General features: G+C 73.3%; 16 protein-coding genes. 4 read left to right on the forward strand and 12 right to left on the reverse strand.

Annotated features, from left to right (window positions below; all coding sequences use genetic code 11):
• Window positions 1–263: 263 nt before the first annotated feature.
• The 3 genes from AB0M46_RS39225 (at window position 264) to AB0M46_RS39235 (ending at window position 2,749) form a co-directional block, all read left to right on the forward strand.
• Window positions 264–779: a GrpB family protein gene (locus AB0M46_RS39225; protein WP_363344811.1), complete on the forward strand. Its 516-nt coding sequence runs from the start codon at window positions 264–266 to the stop codon at window positions 777–779.
• 43 nt (window positions 780–822) lie between these two features.
• Entirely contained in the window at window positions 823–1,914 is a 1,092-nt protein-coding gene (locus tag AB0M46_RS39230) for an NADH:flavin oxidoreductase/NADH oxidase (RefSeq protein ID WP_363344813.1), read from the forward strand.
• Between the two features lie 100 nt (window positions 1,915–2,014).
• The gene (locus tag AB0M46_RS39235; RefSeq protein WP_363344815.1) at window positions 2,015–2,749 is read left to right on the forward strand and encodes a hypothetical protein; all 735 of its coding nucleotides are present in this window, start codon (window positions 2,015–2,017) and stop codon (window positions 2,747–2,749) included.
• A 272-nt stretch (window positions 2,750–3,021) separates the two neighbouring features.
• Here the strand turns inward: AB0M46_RS39235 and AB0M46_RS39240 are convergent, their stop codons facing one another.
• The gene (locus AB0M46_RS39240) at window positions 3,022–3,600 is read right to left on the reverse strand and encodes a hypothetical protein (protein ID WP_363344817.1); all 579 of its coding nucleotides are present in this window, start codon (window positions 3,598–3,600) and stop codon (window positions 3,022–3,024) included.
• Between the two features lie 435 nt (window positions 3,601–4,035).
• Between AB0M46_RS39240 and AB0M46_RS39245 the strand changes: the two genes are divergently transcribed.
• On the forward strand, window positions 4,036–5,175 hold the full coding sequence (locus AB0M46_RS39245; RefSeq protein WP_363344819.1) for a methyltransferase: 1,140 nt from the start codon (window positions 4,036–4,038) through the stop codon (window positions 5,173–5,175).
• 81 nt (window positions 5,176–5,256) lie between these two features.
• Here the strand turns inward: AB0M46_RS39245 and AB0M46_RS39250 are convergent, their stop codons facing one another.
• The 11 genes from AB0M46_RS39250 to AB0M46_RS39300 all read right to left on the reverse strand — a co-directional run.
• Window positions 5,257–6,189: an aldo/keto reductase gene (locus AB0M46_RS39250; protein WP_363344821.1), complete on the reverse strand. Its 933-nt coding sequence runs from the start codon at window positions 6,187–6,189 to the stop codon at window positions 5,257–5,259.
• A gap of 11 nt (window positions 6,190–6,200) precedes the next feature.
• Entirely contained in the window at window positions 6,201–7,472 is a 1,272-nt protein-coding gene (locus tag AB0M46_RS39255) for a glycosyltransferase (RefSeq protein WP_363344823.1), read from the reverse strand.
• Window positions 7,473–7,528: 56 nt separating this feature from the next.
• Entirely contained in the window at window positions 7,529–8,995 is a 1,467-nt protein-coding gene (locus tag AB0M46_RS39260) for a GMC family oxidoreductase N-terminal domain-containing protein (protein ID WP_363344825.1), read from the reverse strand.
• A gap of 44 nt (window positions 8,996–9,039) precedes the next feature.
• Window positions 9,040–10,287, reverse strand: a complete 1,248-nt coding sequence (locus tag AB0M46_RS39265) for a sedoheptulose 7-phosphate cyclase (protein ID WP_363344827.1) — start codon at window positions 10,285–10,287, stop codon at window positions 9,040–9,042.
• A 48-nt stretch (window positions 10,288–10,335) separates the two neighbouring features.
• Window positions 10,336–11,019 carry an HAD-IA family hydrolase gene (locus AB0M46_RS39270; RefSeq protein WP_363344829.1) on the reverse strand — a complete coding sequence of 228 codons (684 nt, stop codon included), beginning with the start codon at window positions 11,017–11,019 and terminating at the stop codon, window positions 10,336–10,338.
• Window positions 11,016–11,822, reverse strand: coding sequence for a TIM barrel protein (locus AB0M46_RS39275; RefSeq protein ID WP_363344831.1), 807 nt, complete (start codon window positions 11,820–11,822; stop codon window positions 11,016–11,018). The genes AB0M46_RS39270 and AB0M46_RS39275 overlap by 4 nt, the downstream gene beginning before the upstream one ends.
• On the reverse strand, window positions 11,819–12,556 hold the full coding sequence (locus AB0M46_RS39280) for an SDR family NAD(P)-dependent oxidoreductase (protein WP_363344833.1): 738 nt from the start codon (window positions 12,554–12,556) through the stop codon (window positions 11,819–11,821). The genes AB0M46_RS39275 and AB0M46_RS39280 overlap by 4 nt, the downstream gene beginning before the upstream one ends.
• On the reverse strand, window positions 12,556–13,635 hold the full coding sequence (locus AB0M46_RS39285; RefSeq protein WP_363344835.1) for an alcohol dehydrogenase catalytic domain-containing protein: 1,080 nt from the start codon (window positions 13,633–13,635) through the stop codon (window positions 12,556–12,558). The genes AB0M46_RS39280 and AB0M46_RS39285 overlap by 1 nt, the downstream gene beginning before the upstream one ends.
• Window positions 13,632–14,639 carry an ROK family protein gene (locus tag AB0M46_RS39290; protein WP_363344837.1) on the reverse strand — a complete coding sequence of 336 codons (1,008 nt, stop codon included), beginning with the start codon at window positions 14,637–14,639 and terminating at the stop codon, window positions 13,632–13,634. The genes AB0M46_RS39285 and AB0M46_RS39290 overlap by 4 nt, the downstream gene beginning before the upstream one ends.
• A gap of 55 nt (window positions 14,640–14,694) precedes the next feature.
• Window positions 14,695–15,867 (reverse strand): MFS transporter, encoded by a 1,173-nt coding sequence (locus AB0M46_RS39295; protein ID WP_363344839.1) that lies wholly within the window; start codon window positions 15,865–15,867, stop codon window positions 14,695–14,697.
• Between the two features lie 351 nt (window positions 15,868–16,218).
• A partial coding sequence (locus AB0M46_RS39300) for a hypothetical protein (protein WP_363344841.1) occupies window positions 16,219–16,516 on the reverse strand: 298 nt, incomplete at its 5' end.

The raw sequence follows: 16,516 nt of genomic DNA on the forward strand, positions 1-16,516 counted from the left end.
GCACCACATCGACCTCGGTCGCGTCTGGTCGGCCTCGTGTCCGGACTGACACGCACCCGTCTCCACACAACCCACCGTCGAGAAGGATCGATGTCAGCGCCGAGCGCCCGCATTCGTCTGTCCACAGGAGACGGCCACCGCGACGACACCGCTTCCGTGGTTGCCGTGGTCCCTTTCCCCGGAGCCCGGCCGGACGACCTGATGCCCCCGTCGGTCTCTCACATCCCGCCCTGGCAGGGCCGGATGGACCGCAACCGCCACCCGTGACGCGGCGGGACCCGATCGTCGTCGTCCCGTACGACGAGTGCTGGCCAGCCCGCTTCGCCCGCGAGCAGCAGCGGCTCGAGGCCGCACTGCGGACCTACCTCGCCGGCCGGATCGAGCACGTCGGCAGCACCGCGATCCCGGGCCTGGCCGCCAAGCCGATCATTGACATGGTGGCCCGCATCAGGGACTTCGACCGCTCGGCGGGAATGGTGGCGCACCTGGCCCCGATCGGGTGGGTTCACGCCCCCGAGCCGGGCGACCGGGAGCGGCGCAAGTGGTCGTTCTGCTTTCCGGACATCGCCTACCGCAGCCACCACCTGCACGTGTACGAGGACGGCGCGCCGGAACCGGCGCAGCTGCTGCGCTACCGCGACATCCTGCGCCGGCACCCCGAGCTCGCGCAAGAGTACGCCGTCATCAAGGCGGAGCTCGCGGCGGCGGACAACCGCGACCGGCCGCGCTACCGCGCCGGCAAAGCCCCGTTCATCGAGGCCGTCCTCCGCCGGCCCTGAGCTTCGTCGGCTTACTCCAACTGCTTCGAAAGGTCGTCCAGGTATGAGCAGACTGTTCGACCCGCTGACCCTGCGGGGCGTCACGTTTCCCAACCGGGTCTGGGCCGCGCCGATGTGCCAGTACTCGTCCGTCGACGGGCATCCGACCGACTGGCACCTGGTTCACCTCGGCGGCATCGCCCGGGGCGGCGCCGGGGCGGTGCTTGCGGAGGCGACCGCGGTACGACCCGACGGTCGGATCTCTCCCCAGGACGCCGGGATCTGGACCGACGGGCAGGCTGCCGACTACGCCCGGATCACCGCGTTCATTCGGCAGCAGGGCGCCGTGCCCGGCATCCAGCTCGCCCACGCCGGGCGCAAAGCGTCGACGTTCGCGCCGTGGCGGGGCCGCGGCAACGTGCCGCTGGACGAGGGCGGCTGGCCGGTCGTCGCTCCGTCGGCCGTGCCCTACGAGGGGTACGCGACGCCAGCCGCGCTTACCGCCGACGAGATCCGGGACCTCGTACAGGACTGGGCCGCGGCCGCCCGCCGGGCCGTCGCGGCCGGCTACGACGTCGTCGAGATCCACGCCGCGCACGGCTACCTGATCCACGAGTTCCTGTCGCCGCTGTCCAACCGGTGCACCGACGCGTACGGCGGGGATCTCGACCGCCGGGCCCGGCTCCTGCTGGAGATCGTCGACGCCGTCCGCGCCGCCGTCCCCGACCGTGTCGTGCTCGCGGTCCGCTTCAGCGCCACCGACTGGGTCGACGGCGGCCTCACCGTCGACGAGGTCGCCGACGTGGCCGCCGCGCTCCCCCCGCACGGCGTCGACCTGGTCGACGTGTCCAGTGGCGGCAACGTCGCCGCCCAGCAGATCGCCGTCGGCCCCGGCTACCAGGTGCCGTTCGCGCGGGCGGTCCGCGAGCGCAGTGGGCTGCCGGTCGCCGCGGTCGGTCTCATCACCGACCCCGGCCAGGCCGAAAAGATCCTGGCCGACGGATCGGCCGACGTGATCCTGCTCGGCCGCGCACTGCTCCGCGAGCCGCACTGGCCCCAGCGGGCCGCGTTCGAGCTCGGTGACGACATCGCGTGGCCGCCGCAGTACCGGGCCGGTCGTCGCATCGGCCCGCCTACCGCGATCCCGGCGGTGTGACGGGCCGGTCAGTACCGCTCCGAAGCCATCGAGGATCTCCACCTTTTTCGAGGTTTGATCAGTACGTGCAACGGCAGATGGATGCGGTGACACCACGCGGATGACTGTGCCCTGGGAAGTGAAGATCGCCGACGTCGTCGACGGCTGGCTGTTCACCGGCGACGATCCGCTACCCCCGACGATGATCGTCCCGCTGGAAAATCCCCACCTGTTCGACGCCAGCGGCTGGGAAGTCCTCGGCTCGCCGCGGCGGCACGTCGGCCTCGTCGCGGTGCACCATCCCGAGGGCGGCGCACCGGTCGCGGTGGCCAAGCCCGTGCTGGGCGCGGCGGCCTGCGCGATGCTCGTCGACGCGGCCAGCCGCCGCGGCGTGCGGACCGTCATCGGCGTCGGCTACTGCGGCGGCACGAGCCGCGACCTGGGCAGCGGCACGGTGATCGCGGCTTCCTCGGCGGTCCCGGCCGACGGGGTGTCCACCGCGTACGCGCCGGCCGTCGATCGGGTCGCGGCGTCGCCGCGGCTGCTCGCCGCGATCGGCTCGGCGGTGCCCACCGGCCCGGTACACTCGGTCGCCGCCGTACACCTGGAGGATCAGAGGCTGGTCGACACCTGCGCGTCCCAGGGCGTGCTGGGCATCGACATGGAGACCGCGAGCCTCTACACCGTCGCGCGGGTCCGCGGCCTAGACGCGGTGGCGCTGCTGGTCATGTCGGACATTCCCGTCCTGGGCCTGCCCACGCACGTGCCCAGTCTCATCAGCGGCAGCCGTACGGCCGTGCGGTACGCGGCCCTGCTCGCCGGCGGCCACACCCTGCCGCGGGGCAGCGCCCCGTGACGGACTGTTCGAGGCCGTCTGGTGGAAGTGGAATCCGGGCAGTCGATGAACACGGGGTCGAGGGACCGGTTCTGCCAACCAGCCTGAAGATCGACCCGGCAGACACCCTCGTCTATGCACACCATCGGCGCTGCACGGGCCTGCCTGCGGGTTTGGACGCAGCGTGCCTGCCCGCCGCAGCGCGCAGCGCTACCCGCCGCAGCCCCGGACGAGTGGCGGGTCTCGCCATCCGGAACGCCGAACTGGGCGCAACCCGCCAGTAGCGGCTCCGGTCAGCGCACCGGGGCCAGTGCACTGTTCGCCACGTCACGCATTGCCTGGCACTTACGATCGGCCTCTGCTGGCGTCAGGCTCGCCAGGAACTGATAGGTGCCCCAGACGACCGTGTCCCCGCGGCTTCCCGCGTATTTGCACTCGCGCAGCGGGGGGTCCTGCTCCTCAGCCGGACCCGTCGTCGTACACGACAGCTCAGCAGGCGGCTCGCCCGGGACGACCGGAGGTGCCTGCTCAAAAACCCGGCCACAGACGGATCGCAGACTGGTCTTCGCGTCCTCCCGCCGCTGCGCTGACCGGCCTAGGTACTCCTTGTGGATTTCCAGCTCCAGAACACTCACGTCCCCGTCCTTGCGCGGCCCGCCGGTGGTGTTGGCGATTTCGCACATGCCGCCAGACCCGTCCTCGTCGCTGCTGTTCAGCTGCGAAAAGAGGACCCGGCCATCCGGGACAGCGGCGTCGAGCAGGGTCACATCGAACAACGCGCAGACGTTACTCGTGCCCAGCACGGGCTCACCATCACCGCAACCGGCCAGTCCGGCGAACACCATGCCTACCGGCACCAGCCAGGCCAACACCCGGACGACGGTTCGATCACGACGCATACGGGAAACCACACCGCTGGAAGTTACACGACTCGTGCTGCAATAGCGTGGCCTTGCTCGCCTCGGACTCGGCCGCGCCGGCGTCCGCGGCCTCCTTTTTACCTTCGCGCCGTCCTCGACGGCGCGGACGGCCTTGTTGGCCGCGGCCAGCGCCTCCTCGCCGACCTACGGCTGAGCACCGATTCACCGGCCTCGAGATGGCCACCGACAAGCAGAGCCAGACCGTGCCGGTCCAGGGCGCCGACGGTGCGGACACGTATGCAGACGCCGCAGCGGGTGTCAACGAACAATCGATCCCGGCTGTCCCGCCGGCGGGACACGGCGCCGCGGCCCGGATCGCTGTGAGCGCGTTTCGCGCGGCGTAGGATCTGGCGGGCAGGTCGAGCGGATCGTGAGGAGCGGTGGGCGTTGGCGACTGGACGGCGCAGCCCGGGACGCGACCGGTTCCGTGACCGCACCGTGGCCCCCGCGCGGCCGAGCCGCCGCGCCGAGCCCCGCGGGAACCGGGTCGAGCTGCTGTTCCTGCCCGGGCTCGAGGCGATCGTGCGCGACGAGGCCGCCCAGCGGCTGCCGAACCTGCGCCGGCTCGAACGGGTTCCGGGGCGCGACGACTCGCTCGCCGGGGAGCTCAGCGGCGCGCTGGTCGACACCGCCCGGCTGCGCACCGTCGTCGCCGCGTTCCTGGTGCTGTCGTATCCCGTGCCCAACCCCAAAGCTCTGCTCGGTGGTGAGCACATGCCCGGCATCCTGGCCGGCGTGCGCTCGGTCGTCGCGCTGAACCGCAACGACGCGCCGCGGTCGCTGCGCATCGAGGCCGCCGGCAGCGACTCGCCGGTGCTGCGCAAGCTCGCCGAGCAGCTCGCCGCGGGCACCGGCCTGCGCCACGATCCGCAGGGCGGTGACTGCGTGGTGCGGGTCCGCCCCACCCCCGAGGGCCGTGGCTGGGACGTGCTCGTGCGACTGTCGACCCGGCCGCTGTCGGCGCGCCGCTGGCGGGTCGAGGGGCATCCGGCCGCCGCCAACGCGACCGTCGCCGCGGCGATCGCGCGGCTCAGCCGCCCGGACCCGGCGCAGCGGGTGGTCAACCTGATGTGCGGCTCCGGCACCCTGCTCATCGAGCGGCTGCTGGTCGCCGGCGCCCGCACGGCCGTGGGCTTCGATGTCGACGCCGACGCCGTCGCGGCGGCGGCCCAGAACATCGCCGCCGCCGGGATGCGCGAGCGGGTGCGGCTGCTGACCGCCGACATCGGCGCGGACGAGTGGCTCGCCGGCGGCCCCTACGACGTCCTGCTCGCCGATCCGCCGTGGGGTGACAAGGCCGGCCGGCACGAGGAGAGCGAGACACTGCACCAGCTGCTGCTCGACCGGGCCCGGGCCGGGGCGGCGCCCGGCGCGCGGCTGGTCGTGCTCACCCACGAGATCCGCATCATGCAGCGCTGCCTCGACCGCGCCCGCGACGCCTGGCGGCTCGGCGCGGAGATCCGGGTGTTCCACAAAGGACACCACCCGCGGATGTACGTGCTCGACCGCGTCGCGCCCGCGCGCTGACCGAGACGGAAGCGGTAGCGGCTGCCGCGGCCCGATCCCGCCCGCGCTGCCGGCCGATCCGCGCACCGGGACGGGCCGGCGTCACGGCACGCGGTAGCCGGCCGCGCGGAAGAGCTCGTACCACTCGGCCCGCGTCAGCGGCAGGTCGGAGCCCAGGGCTGCGCCGGTGACGCGTTCGGGGGATGTGGTGCCGAGGACGACCTGCATCCCGGCGGGGTGGCGGGTGATCCAGGCGGTCGCGATCGCGATCGGCGGCACATCGTACTGTGCCGCCAGGCGGTCGATGACGGCGTTGAGCTCCGCGTACTTCGGCGAGCCGAGAAACGTGCCGGTGAAGAAGCCGGCCTGGAACGGCGACCACGCCTGCACCGTGATGCGGTGGATGCGGCAGTAGTCGAGGATGCCGCCGCCGTCGAGCGTGACGGACTGCTCCAGGCCGGCCATGTTCGCGGCCACGCCCTGGGCGACGATCGGCGCGTGGGTCAGGGACAGCTGCAGCTGGTTGGCCACGATCGGCTGGCGCACCGCGGTCTTCAGCAGCTCGATCTGCAGCGGCGTGTGGTTGGACACGCCGAACGCGCGGACCTTGCCCGCCGCCTCGAGCTCGTCGAAGGCGCGCGCGACCTCGTCAGGCTCGACCAGGGCATCGGGGCGGTGCAGGAGCAGCACGTCGATGTAGTCGGTGCGCAGCGCCCGCAGCGAGCGCTCGACGGAGGAGACGAGGTGCTCGTAAGAGAAGTCGAACGAGCCGCCGCGGACGATGCCGGCCTTGGTCTGGATCGTCAGCTCGGCCCGGTCGGCGGGCCCGAGCCGCAGCGCCTCGGCGAAGCGGGCCTCGCACTGATGCGGCTCGGTGCCGTAGACGGCGGCGTGGTCGAAGAAGTCGATGCCGGCGTCGCGGGCCACGCCGACCACGGTGCGGATCTCGTCGTCGGACTTGTCGGCGATCCGCATCAGGCCGAGGATCAGGTTGGGGACGGCGAGCCCGGTCGTACCGAGCGAAACGGTCTTCATGGCGGCGTCCTTCAGTCAGCTGGGCGTACCGTGTCTGCGGCAACCTTCGCATAGTCCTCGGCCAGCCTGCGCATGGTGTAGCGCTCCAACGCCGAGGTGCGGGCGTGCTCACCGAGGGTTCGACGCCGATCGGGGTCGTCCAGCAGCCGGGCGAGGGTCTCGCGTACCGAATGGAAATCCGTCGGGTCGACGAGCAGACCGTTGTGGCCGTCCGCGATCTGGTGCCGCAGGCCGCCGACGGCGGAGGCGACGACCGCACGGCCCTTGATCATCGCCTCGGTGACGGTGAGCCCGAAGCCCTCCTCCAGGCTCTTCTGCAGCACCACGTCGGCCCGCCGCTGCAACGCATTGACGACGAGCGCGTTGAGCTCCGGACGGGTCAGCGAGATGTTCACCAGGTGCACCCGGGCCAGGTCCGCCTCGGACAGTTCGGCGAGCACGCCGCGGACCTCCGCGAGCACGGCGAATCCGTCCGGGTCGTCGGGGATGTCGTTGGGCTCGGTGCCGGCGAGCACAAGGTGTACATCCTGTGGTAGGCCGATCACGCAACGTACCACGCCGGGCATGTCCTTGAGCGGGTCCCATCGCGAGATCTGCAGCACGACGCGCGCGTCCGGCGGGATCGGTGCTTGCTGGGTGACCGTGACGCCAGCGGTCGCGCCTTCGGCGGTGAGGCCGATCCCGCCCAGCACCGAGGCGATCTCGTCGGCGGAGAGCTCCCGGTTCTTCGGCGCCGCCGGGTCGACGGCCGGAGCGACCACGAACAGCTCGCGCACGTCCGGCGGGGCGAACTCGGGCAGGGTGGTCATCACGGCGTCCAGCGCGGCGATCTCGGCCGCGAAGGCCCGCCACACGGCGCCCGGCCCGCGCTCGGGCGCCACGACGGCGCCGATGTGGCAGTGCCAGACCACCCGCACGCCCATGGCATACAGCGCCGGGGCCAGACCGAGGGTCTGCGGGTCGTGCAGGATCACCACATCCCCGGGGGCCAGGCGCTGCGCGAACCATTCGGCCTGCGGCGCCAGCGTGGCGCGGTAGGTCCGCATCAGCTGCGGGTCGTCCAGCCGGGCCGGGTCCGCGCGGCCGTGCAGGAGCATGTGCAGGTACTTCGTCACCGCATAGAAGTCGGCGTCTCCCCCGATGATGGCCCAGCCGGCCGCGTGGTGACCCAGCAGCCCGCGGATGAGCTCGGACACCCCGCCACCGGTCGCGGTCGCGTTCACGTGCACGAGGAGCGGCCGGTTGGCGGTGTCGGGTTCGACTTCCCAGACCGGGTTCGGCATCACGGGGATCCTTCCTGACGAACTCGACGAATGTGCCGCGTGCGAAGCGCCGATGCTCATGTAATCAGGTCCGCCACCCGGGCCGCGACCGCCATCGTGGTCAGGTTGGTGTTGGCCCGAGGCAGCACCGGCATCAGCGAGGCGTCCCCGACGTAGACGTTGGCCAGCCCGTGGACGCGCCCGTCCGCGCCGGCCACGGCCATCGGGTCTTCGGCCGGACCCATGGCGCAGGTGCCGACCGGGTGCCAGTAGCCGAGCTGTTCCTGCCCGACCGCCGCCCGCTGCGCCGCCGACCACGGTTCGAGCGTGGCCAGCTCGCGCACGGCGGCGGTGCCGGCAAGCTGGTGGGCCAGGTCGACGCCGTCGAGGCCGGCCCGGCGGTCGTAGCCGTCAGGGTCGCTGAAGAAGCGGGGCTCGATCAGCGGCGCCGCGAGAGGGTCCAGCGACCGGGCCCGCACGAAGCCCCGGGAGCGGGGCGCGAGCACGAACACGTACAGCGAGACCTCCAGCGCGCCGACGAACCGGCCCTGCTCGTCCTCGCCGGGGCCGGCGGTCGGCACGAGGTGCAGGTCCCAGTACTCGTCGTCGGCCACGCTCGAGCGGGCCTTGACCAGGCTCTGCGGCACGTACGTGCCCTCCTCCGGCAGCACGAGCGCGCCGGTCGGGGTCATCGGGAGGTGGACCTTGGAGTGGTCGATCAGGTTCGCGCCCACTCCGGCGAGGCAAAGCTCGACCGGCGGACCCAGTTCACGCAGCACCGGCTCCGGGCCGATGCCGCTGCGCATCAACAGCGGCGGGTTGCCGAAGGTGCCCGCGGCGAGGACCACGCTACCCGCCGCAACCGTCTCGACCCGGCCGGCGCGCAGGATCTCCACGCCGACGGCGCGCCCGGCCGCCACCACCAGCCGCACGGCCGGCGCGTCGGCCACGACCCGGAGGTTCGCCCGGGCACGGGCCGGGTCGAGGTAGGCGAACGCGGCGTTCCAGCGGGTGTGGCCGACCGCGTTGAGGGGCACCCAGCCGACGCCCTCCTCGGCGTCGTCGCCGTTGACGTCGTCCAGCAGCGGCAGGCCGAGCTGGGTCGCGCCGGCCACCATGGCCCGGTGCAGGGCACCCTTGTCGGCCTCGGCGACGGGGCGCACGCGCAGGTCACGCATGGCCTCGACGAGGTACGGGGCGATGGCGGCGTAGTCCCATCGCCCGCCGGAGTACGCGCCCCAGGCGTCGTAGTCCGGCGGCGCGCCGACCAGGGTCCAGCCGGCGTTGCTGACCGACGAGCCGCCGATCACCCGGGCCCGCGAGTAGTACGCCGGCAGCTGCGGGTCCCAGTCGTGGCTGCGCGCGGGGTTGCGGCAGTCGAGCAGGTCGGCCGGCCAGCGACCGTCCGCGTAGGGGCCGTAGTCGGGCCCGGCCTCGAGCAGCAGCACCGAGCGGCTGCCGTCCGCGCTGAGCCGGGCGGCCAGCACGCAGCCGGCGGCGCCCCCGCCCACGACGACGACATCGGCTCGCAGATCCTCTGACATTGCCCCTCCCCCAACGGGTGCATGGTGCGGTTTCATGGGTCGGCTCAACCGACCGGACGCAGCCAGGGGCCGCCCAGGGCGCGCCAGCCGCGCGCTGGCCGGCGCGCGGCGCCGTGCCGCGCCTCGTGCAGCTCGCGCTGGACGCTCAGGGCGTCCCGGATCTCGTCGCCGGTGACGTCGTTGACGAAGGTGACGCCGCCGATGCCCACCGGCAGCGGCAGCCGCTGCTGGCCGTCGCGGTGCCGCACGGTGTCCTGCAACGCCTGCGTCAGCACGTCCGGGCCGAGCACGCTGTCCCAGCTCGGCAGCTCCAGCGCGGACATGACCGCGAAGATGCGGTCCAGCTGCGCCTCGCTGAGAAGCCCTCGCCGGTACGCCAGGACGGTGGTCAGCGCCATGTCCACGCACACCGCCTCACCGTGCAGCAGCGCGGGCAGCGCCCGCATCTCCACCGTCGGGCTGAAGGTGTGCCCGTAGTCGACACAGCGCTCGAGCTTGGCCTCCCACAGGTTCGGCTGGAGCTCCTCCAGCATGCCCTGGGTGGCGGCGTACAGCACCGCCACCGCGGCCTCGTCGCCGATCGGCGTGCGGCCCTGGAACTTCTCGTCGAGCAGCCGCGGCCCGTGCTCCTCGAGCATCCGGAACAGCGCGTAGTCCTTGATCAGCGCGATCTTCAGGATCTCGGCGAGGCCGTTGCTGATGTGCCGCCTGTCCACCGTGGACAGCAACGCCCGGTCGAGCAGCGTGAGCTCGGCGGGCGCATAGGTCCCGAGCCGGTTCTTGTGGCCGTTGAAGTTGACGCCGGTCTTCACGCCGACGCCCGCGTCCACGAGCCCGATGAGCGTTGTCGGCACCCGCACGAACGGCGTGCCGCGCCGGTAGAGGCTGGCGGCCAGGCCGACGATGTCCATCAGCACGCCGCCGCCGATGACGATCACGGGCTCGCGCCGGCGCGCGATGCCGAAGCCGTCCATCGCCTCGACGATCCGGCCGGCGGTGTCGATGTCCTTGACCGACTCGTTCGCCTGGATCACCAGCAGCTCGTGCTCGACGTCATGATGCTCGAAGTAGGCGCGGATGCCGTCGCCGTGCAGCCGGTGGACGGCGTGGTCGATCACGACGAACCGGCGCCGCCGCTGTCCCGGGTCGCGGTTCGAGCCGATCTCCAGCAGATCGGTGCGGTCGGGCCGGAACAGCTGCTCCCGGATCCGCACCTCGTAGCTGACCTCCCGCTGCGCGCGGACGAGCCAGGAGCCCGTCTCGCGCACCAGCAGTCCCGTTGATTGCGACACTTCCCTGCCACCCTCCGAGATCGCGTAGGGCCCCCGTAGCAGAGACATTCAGATGCTCCGATGTAGTGTGAGATGGTACGTGGGCTTCGGACGCCCGGCGACGGGCTCGATCCGCACGTCGCGCAGGTCGGCGACGCGCTCGAGGCCGCTGGTGACGGGCGCGGCGCACCCGCCGACGACAACGGTGCGGGCCCCGGAGGCGCACGCGGCGAGCAGGCCGGCCTCGGCGTCCTCGAAGACGACGGCCTGCTGCGGCGCGACGCCGAGCCGGCCGGCGGCGGTGAGGTACCCCTCCGGGCTCGGCTTGCCGGTCGTCACGTCGTCGGCGCTCACGACCACGGACGGGACGGGCAGCCCCGCAGCGGCCATCCTGGCCTCCGCCAGCGCGCGCCCGGCCGATGTCACCAGCGCCCAACCGCCCGTGGGCAGCGACGCCAGCAGTTCGGCCGCACCGGGCACGGCGACGATCCCCTCGGTGTCGGCGACCTCGTGCGCGACGATGCGCCGGGCCTCGGCCGCGACGTCGACGCCCGCCGGCGCGAACTCGGCGACGGTCTCCTCCGTGCGACGCCCGTGCGAGACCGCGAGGATCCGTCCGAGGTCGAGGCGGTGCTGGTCGGCGAAGCGGCGCCAGGTGCGCTCGACGACCGCGGTCGAGTCGACGAGCGTGCCGTCCATGTCGAACAGCAACGCTGCTGCGACGACGGTGCTCGGGGTTCGGGTACTGGTCATGTCTCGGCCCCTGTCGAGATGAGGTGCTCGGCCCGTCTGCGGGCCCAGGCCAGATCGGCGCCCAGGCGCACGGCGTCGCCGTCGCGATAGTCGTTCTCCAGCACGAGCGCGCGAACGCGCACCCGGTGTTCGCGCAGGGCGTCCACCGTCTCCTCGAGCCGGCCCTCGCCGGCGCCGAGCAGCGGGGACGGGCCCCGGTCGGGTGGTCCGTCCTTGAGATGGATCTGGTCGGCCAGAAGATCGGCCAGCGCGGCGACCAACGCGTCCGCGCGCAGCCCGGCCGCGAACGGGTTGAACGTGTCCAGCACCAGCCGGAAGGCGGGCGAACCGACAGCGTCGGCAAGCGTCCGGGCCCGCTCGCCGGTGAGCACGTTCTCGCTGGCCAGCACCAGGTCGCGCTCCTCGGCACGGGCCGCGGCCCAGCGCAGCGCCTGCGCCGTGCGGGCGAACGCGTCGGGGCCGTCGATCGCGCTGCGCCGGAAGCTGGGCACGAACACGAGCGGCACCGTCAGCGCGACCGCCGCGTCCAGCAACCGCTCCAGCAGCGGTCGAACGATCCGGGGCGCGCAGGTCAGGCCGACGTCGTTGAAGTGGTTCCCGGCCACGGCGAGCAGCCGCACGTCGCGGCGGGCGGCCTCGGCGCGCACCGCGTCGATCCGGCCCGGCGCGTCGATCCACTCGCCGCGCCCGGGTCCGCCGAGGTCGAGCTGCACGCCGTCCGCGCCGACGGCGGCGGCCAGCCGCACGGCCTCGACGCCGGCAGCCGGCAGCCGCCACTCGGCGAGGCCGACCAGGCCGCTCATCCCCGCACCACGCTCTGCGAGGCGGGGCGGCGGTCGTTGGCCGACGCCCAGTCGCCGTTGCCGTCAACCACGAGGCTGTCGCCGTGGTGGCCGTTGCCGGCCGTCAGCGCCAGCCGCGTCGCGACCGGCCCGAAGGAGGACGGCCGGGCGTAGGCGCTGTAGTCGAAGGCCGGCGCCCGGCGCCGGCGGATGCCGGGGGTGTCGACCATGCCGGCCGGCAGCACCTGCACCACGCGGACGGCGTCCTCCTCCTGCGCGACCGAGTCCAGCAGGACCTTCGCCGCCGCCTTCGAAGCGGCGTAGCCCGACCGGCCCGGTCCGGCGTTGAAGGCCACCTCGGACGACACCCCGAGGAACAGCCCTGGCCCGGCCGCGCGCAGGGGCGGCAGCAGCGCATGCAGCGTCAGCCAGAGTCCGGTGACGTTGACCGCCAGCTGCCGGCGCCACTCCGCTTCGGACCCGTCGCTGAAATGGGCGCGCCGGTCGCCGTAGTGCACGGCGGAGAAGCAGGCGGCATCCACCCGGCCGGCGGCCAACCCGGTCAGCCGCTCGCGGGCCTGGTCGGGCTCGGTGAGATCAATGCGCTCCCACCGCAGGTGCGGGGCGTCGGCGGGCCGGTTGCGGCTGCACACCGTCACGTCGGCCCCCGCGGCGGACCAGGCGTCGGCGATTGCGCGGCCGATCCCGGTCGAGCCGCCGACCACGATCATGCGACGTCCAGCCAGCGATGCCATCAGTCCTCCCCCGCGATCCGGACCGAGAGTTTGATCAGCCGGCGGCCGTCGACGGTGCGTTCCCGCGAGCCGGCCAACGCGCGCATGACGCGCGCCGCGCCGTCGAGGTCGGTCTCATGGGTGATCAGGTCGCGATAGCGGCCCGGGTCCCGGGCCAGCTCGGCCGCCGCCGCGAGCAGGTGCCGGTTGGCCACCCCGCGGTGGCCGAACAGCCGGACTCCGCCGGCCGTGGTGATCCGCGCCGGGCTGGGCACCCCGCCGCAGTTCGCCGCGCGCGCGGGGGCCCGGTCGACGCCGGGGCGCAGCGGCGTCGCGGCACCGGGCGGCAGTCCGCCGACGATGTCGACGACCTCCGCGCCGGCCGACAGCGCCAGCTCCAGTGCCGCGACCGTCGCGTCGCGCGGGGTGGCCAGCAGGGCGACGACCGGTCCGGCCAGCGCCGGCCTGACCGGACCGGCCAACATCAGCTCGGCGTCGTACGCGCGCTCGGCGCTGAACGCCCGGCCGGGCTCGGTGTGGTGCACCAGCGCGATGCGCACGTCCTCGCCGAGCCGGCGGTGCGCGGCCCGCACGGCGAGGTGCCCGACGATCCCGTCGCCGACGACCAGCACCGTCGCCGGTGCGAAGGCGGCCAGTTCACCGAGCGCGTACCAGACCACGGCCAGCGGCTCCAGCAGCGGCGCGAGGGTGACGTCGGTGGTCGCCGGCAATGTGAGCACCAGGCCGCCGTGCACCGCCGCCGCGGGCAGCAGCGTGCGCTCTTGCAACAACCCGTCGACGTTGTGTCCCAGCAGGAAGCCGGGATCGCCCGGGTGCGTCGGGTTGACCGCCACGAGCGTGCCCGGCGCCAACGATGCCGCGACGCCCGCGCCCGCGGCGACGACCCTCGCGATGCCCTCGTGCCCGATCACCGGCGCCGGGTCGTCGCGCAGGCCGCGCAGCATCTGCAGGTCCGTGCCGCAAAGCCCGGCGAACAGGGGCGCGATGCTCAGCTCGCCCGGCCCCGGGGCGACGGTCGGGCGCGGCGCGACCGACAGCGTGCCGGCGGCGCGCACGATCGCGCGATGGGTGTGGTTCATGCCGCCTCCGCCGCGAGGGCGGCCAGTCCCGCGCCGACGAGCCCGTTCGCCTCGGACACCACCACCCGGTCGCGCACCCAGCCGGGCTCGCGGTCGCTGGTGAGGTACAGGCCCTCCCGAACCAGGTGCGCCAGGAGTGCGGCGCGGTAGCGCTCGCCGAGCCCCGTCACCACGCCGCCGGTGAGGGCGACGAGGTCGATCTCCGGATCCAGGCACAGCGCCGTGCGCACGACGTCGGCGACCGGCTTCGTCGCCGCGTCGAGCAGCTCGCCGGCGAGCGGGTCGCCGGCGTCCAGCGCGTCCACCAGCGCCGCCTCGAACGGCTCGCCGCCGGCCAGCCGCGCGCCGAGCACCGAGGCATCCCAGTCGCGGCCGCGCCGCTGCCGCAGGACCGCGCCGAGCCGCGCCATGCCCGGCCCCGATGCGAAGGCCGCCACGTGTTGCGGCTTGCCGCAGGCGCAGAGCAGCTCCACGGGTACCCCGTCGATGGCCACCGCCGCCGGCAGATGGCCGATCTCGCCCTGCAGTCCGCAACCGTCGACCGGGATCTCGCCGGTGCGCTGGTCGATCGTGCGGCAGGCGATGCCGGTGCTGATCGTCGCGAGCTGGATCTTGCGCAGGCCCTGGGCCACCGGCGTGCTCGCCAGGTGCAGCAGGGCGGCCGTGACGTCGTTGACGACGTGCCAGCGCACGTCGGGCCTGGCCGCACGCAGCGCCGTGCGCAGGTCGAAGGGGCGCGAGTGGGCCCCCCAGAGCGGGGCGGACGCGTACACCGTGCCGGTCCGATGGTCGAGCGCGGCGCCGAACGACACGCCCGCGACACCGCCGGGCGGCACCGCATCGGCCATCACGCGGACCAGCATGGCCTGCAGCTCGCCGGCGGACGCCCGCGCGTGCCGGGAGAAGCTCGGCGACGACACGCAGCTGACCTCGCCGAGCCCGTGCTGCGGGGACCACTGGGTCCAGCGCACGTGTGTGCCACCGATGTCGAGAACGGTAAGCAAAGCCTGCACCTCTCGTGAGCCGTCAGCGCAAGATCCGGGTGACGACGGCGGAGTGCTACTCCGCCAGGTTGCTGGGAACGGTCGCCGGTACCGCGGCGCGGTGGCGCGTGCGGAGTCCGGCCCACAGCAGCAGGACGCAGACGCCGATCAGCACCGGTTCGAGCCCGAAGGCGGTGGTCAGCCCGCGCTGGTCGGCCAGGCTGCCGAGCAGGTACGGCGAGACGGCGGCGATCGCGCCGAGGATCACCTGTGAGCGGGCGTTGGCCTGGTCCTCGCGCCCCTCGGCAGCGTCCAGGGTCAGCGCCAGGCCGAGCGGGTAGAGGTTCGCGATGCCGACCCCGCACAGGAACAGCGCCACGATCGCCAGCGCCGGCCGGTCGGTGAGCCAGAACAGCACGACGCTGGCGAGGGTGACCGCCAGCGAGGCCCACATGAGCGCGACGCTGCGCCCGGCGCGGCGGATCAGCCGGGCGCCGAACAGCCGCCCGACCAGGATGCCGAGGTAGTTGCTGCTCAGCGCGGTGCTGGCGGCCGTGGCCGACAGGCCGGCGGCGATGAGCATCTGCGGGCCGAAGTACACCAGACAGAACTCGATGGCCGAACTGATCGCGGTCAGGACGGCGAACAACCAGCAGGCCATCGGCAGCCCGCCGGACCCCGTGGCGGTGTGGCGTTCGGACCGCGCCGGCAGCGGCAGGCGGCGGTAGCGCAGCCACAGCACCGCGAGGACGAGCGCCGGCAGCGCGAACGTGGCGCGCCAGCCCAGCACGCTCGCCGCGAGCCCGCCGAGCACCAGCGGCGCGAACACCGAAGAGGCGCCGGCGCCGATGTTGGCCTCGGTCAGCGCCCGGTCCCTGCGGTCACGATGCCGGTCGGACAGGATCGCCTGGACCACGGTCAGCAGCATCGTCCCGGCCGCGCCGAACACTCCCGCGCCGGCCAGGGTGGCCGCCACGCCGCCGCCGAGCGTGAACAGGCCCGCACCGATGACGGTGGCCAGGGCCGAGCACCACAGCAGCGGGCCTTTCGCCAGGCGGGGCGCCGCCCAGGCGAACGCGGCTCCGGCGACGGCCGCGCCGCCCGCCCAGAACACCTGGTAGGCGCCGAGGATCGAATAGGAGAACCGCCACTCGTCACGCAGCAGCGTGACGGCCGGTCCGAAGGCGTACAGCCAGAACGTGAAGCAGCCCAGCGCGGCGTAGGAAAGGACGGTCGGTGCGTCTCGCACAAACGAGTCAGATTCGGTCGGCGCCGATCGGCCCGACACCCTCCACTCCCCTGTGGCGTCGGTTCGGCGGTTGATGGCCGCTCACCTATCGGTTCTGCCGGAAGACAGCCGTGGACATGCCATCGAAGCCATCATGATCTCCCCCGTGACATCAGCAGGACTTCTGACGCCAGAACCTAGTGAGTCGGTCCGCCGATTTCAACGTGCAGCGACGACCCGCAACCCGCGGGGCACGAACGGCCCGCGTGGCCGCCGCGCCAGGGCGTCCTCGCCGGGTCCATCCATGCGGCGCGCCTGGCGGACGAGCCGGGTGGTCGCTACGGTCGAGCCCGCGACGGGCCGGCGCCGCGGTCAGCGGGCCTGTGGATCGACCTGGGCGACGAACTCCGCGTACTCGCGAGCACAGGTGCGGGCCAGCCGCGCAAAGATGTAGGCGCAGTGCGGCGGGATGCTCTCGATCGCGACCTCCACGCCGCCGAGCTCGATGGTCCACGCGGCCACCCATTGACGGAGCCGCTCGCCGTCCTCCGAGCCGAACGCGGGATGCCCGTGCAGCAGCTCGATGTCGCGCTGCCGCTCCTCGGGTGTCTGCGGCCGCACGCCGGGCCCGGGGACCCGCGACCCGGGCGGCGACGCCGCGCTCGCCGGC

This window comes from Dactylosporangium sp. NPDC051485 (genome assembly GCF_040682015.1).
GTDB lineage: Bacteria > Actinomycetota > Actinomycetes > Mycobacteriales > Micromonosporaceae > Dactylosporangium.

Coding starts and splice junctions, on each gene's coding strand:
- AB0M46_RS39275 (WP_363344831.1), bottom strand. CDS start 11,822: ATGAGCGGCCTGGTCGGCCTCGCCGAGTGGCGGCTGCCGGCTGCCGGC.
- AB0M46_RS39230 (WP_363344813.1), top strand. CDS start 823: ATGAGCAGACTGTTCGACCCGCTGACCCTGCGGGGCGTCACGTTTCCC.
- AB0M46_RS39280 (WP_363344833.1), bottom strand. CDS start 12,556: ATGGCATCGCTGGCTGGACGTCGCATGATCGTGGTCGGCGGCTCGACC.
- AB0M46_RS39285 (WP_363344835.1), bottom strand. CDS start 13,635: ATGAACCACACCCATCGCGCGATCGTGCGCGCCGCCGGCACGCTGTCG.
- AB0M46_RS39270 (WP_363344829.1), bottom strand. CDS start 11,019: ATGACCAGTACCCGAACCCCGAGCACCGTCGTCGCAGCAGCGTTGCTG.
- AB0M46_RS39255 (WP_363344823.1), bottom strand. CDS start 7,472: ATGCCGAACCCGGTCTGGGAAGTCGAACCCGACACCGCCAACCGGCCG.
- AB0M46_RS39260 (WP_363344825.1), bottom strand. CDS start 8,995: ATGTCAGAGGATCTGCGAGCCGATGTCGTCGTCGTGGGCGGGGGCGCC.
- AB0M46_RS39250 (WP_363344821.1), bottom strand. CDS start 6,189: ATGAAGACCGTTTCGCTCGGTACGACCGGGCTCGCCGTCCCCAACCTG.
- AB0M46_RS39235 (WP_363344815.1), top strand. CDS start 2,015: ATGACTGTGCCCTGGGAAGTGAAGATCGCCGACGTCGTCGACGGCTGG.